At 61.2% G+C, this 1810-nt stretch carries 1 protein-coding gene and 1 pseudogene; one reads left to right on the top strand and one right to left on the bottom strand.

Annotated elements, in window-relative coordinates; translation table 11 throughout:
• The first annotated feature begins 3 nt into the window (after window positions 1-3).
• Window positions 4-60: an IS1 family transposase gene (locus ACLJPQ_RS22405; protein ID WP_003032489.1), complete on the top strand. Its 57-nt coding sequence runs from the start codon at window positions 4-6 to the stop codon at window positions 58-60.
• On the opposite strand, the pseudogene ACLJPQ_RS22400 reads toward ACLJPQ_RS22405, so the two are convergent.
• Window positions 61-1810: pseudogene (locus tag ACLJPQ_RS22400) on the bottom strand (autotransporter-associated beta strand repeat-containing protein); the annotation flags it as partial.

The following is a 1810-nucleotide window of genomic DNA, read 5'->3' as shown; positions in this document are numbered from 1 at the left end:
TCGGTGGAGCTGCATGACAAAGTCATCGGGCATTATCTGAACATAAAACACTATCAATAAGTTGGAGTCATTACCGAGATGACCGTCGTTGCCGGTATAGTTTCCCGCGATCGTCAGCGTATTGTTGGGCTGGTCGCTGCCGCTTATCATCGCGCTGCTGTTGACGACATCGCCGTTGACGGTGAACGTATCGACAAAGTACAGGTTGCCCAGATTGTTAACATGGCCGTTCACCGTGGCGTTGTGGCCGCCAAAGGCGGCGTTCGCGGCGATATTAACCGCCTGCGCGCTCCCCGCAGAGCCGATGGTCGCCGTTTCGGCCAGCCATAGCACGCCCTCCTGCACGTCGGTGTCGCCGCTGTAGGTGTTTTGCGCCCCCAGGATCAGCGTGCCAGCGCCCCGTTTGATGAGCGATTTGCCGTCCCAGTAGGTGGCGCTGTCGGGATTGAGCGTGGCGTCAACGTCCGTCAGCGCGGTGTTCAGCGTGAAGCTGTGACCTTGCTCGCTCAGGGTGAAGGTACCGTGGGCGTCGGTGGCGGCGTTGTCGCTGTCGGCATACCAGGACAACGAGGCGGTTACGTCATAGCGGGTGTCGTCGGCGGCGTTCACGCGCCCATCGACGGTGAGAAAATCCACCTGTTTGGCGTCCATACCGGCTACGGTGAATTGCGCAAAATCGCTATTGATGGCGCTGTCCGTGTCAATCAGCGTGTAGGCGTACGCGTCGCGGGTCCAGGATTTCGCCACGTTGCCGATGCCGGTAATATCCAGCGTACCGCCCAGGTTGGCGTGGTCGGCGGTGACAATGGCGCCGCTGTTGCTGTCGGTCAGGTGTACGGCCAGGGTGCTGTTCGCCTCCTGCGTTAGCGTATTTGCCCGCAATGCGCTGCCTGCGCCGATTGCGGTAGTGGCGTTATCGTGAGTGGTGAGATTTGCCGTAACGAACTGGCCGCTGGCGTTCAGTTGCAGGCTGGCGTAATTGTCGATATCGCCGCTGCCCAGCGCGTTGACGTTACTGGCGACCAGCGTACCGCCGCTGATGGTGGTGCCGCCGGTGTAAGAATTGGCGCCGGAAAGCGTGAGCGTCTTATCGCCGGATTTTACCACCTGGCCGCTGCCGCTGATGGCATTGTCGAACGTGCCGCCTGTGTTCAGTTCCAGCACGGCGTTGTCGGTGACGTCGCCACTTCCCAGCGCCTCAACGCTAGTGGCGACTAGCGTGCCGCCGCTGATAAGAGTGCCGCCGGTGTAAGAATTGGCACCGGAAAGCGTGAGCGTCTCGTCGCCGGATTTCACCACCTGGCCGCTGCCGCTGATGGCGTTGTCAAAATCACCGCCGGTGTTCAGTTCCAGCACGGCGTTATCGGTGACGTCACCGGTGCCCAGCGCGTTTACATCGTTGGCGACCAGCGTGCCGTCGTTAATGGTGGTGCCGCCGGTATAAGAATTGGCACCGGAGAGCGTGAGCGTCTTATCGCCGGATTTCACCACCTGCCCGCTGCCGCTGATGGCGTTGTCGAATGTACCGCCGGTGTTCAGTTCCAGCACGGCGTTGTTGGTAACGTCGCCGCTGCCCAGCGCCTCAACGTTGGTGGCGACCAGCGTGCCGCCGCTGATGGTGGTGCCGCCGGTGTAAGAATTGGCACCGGAAAGCGTGAGCGTGTCGTCGCCGGATTTCACCACTTGCCCGCTGCCGCTGATGTTGTTGGTAAAGTCACCGCCGGTGTTCAGTTCCAGCGTGGCGTTGTTGGTGACGTCGCCAGTCCCCAGCGCCTCAACGTTGCTGGCGACCAGCGTGCCGTCGCTGATG

This window comes from Salmonella sp. SAL04213, assembly GCF_046550535.1.
Taxonomy (GTDB): Bacteria; Pseudomonadota; Gammaproteobacteria; order Enterobacterales; family Enterobacteriaceae; genus Salmonella; species Salmonella enterica.
This window is presented reverse-complemented; position numbering and strand designations above follow the sequence as displayed.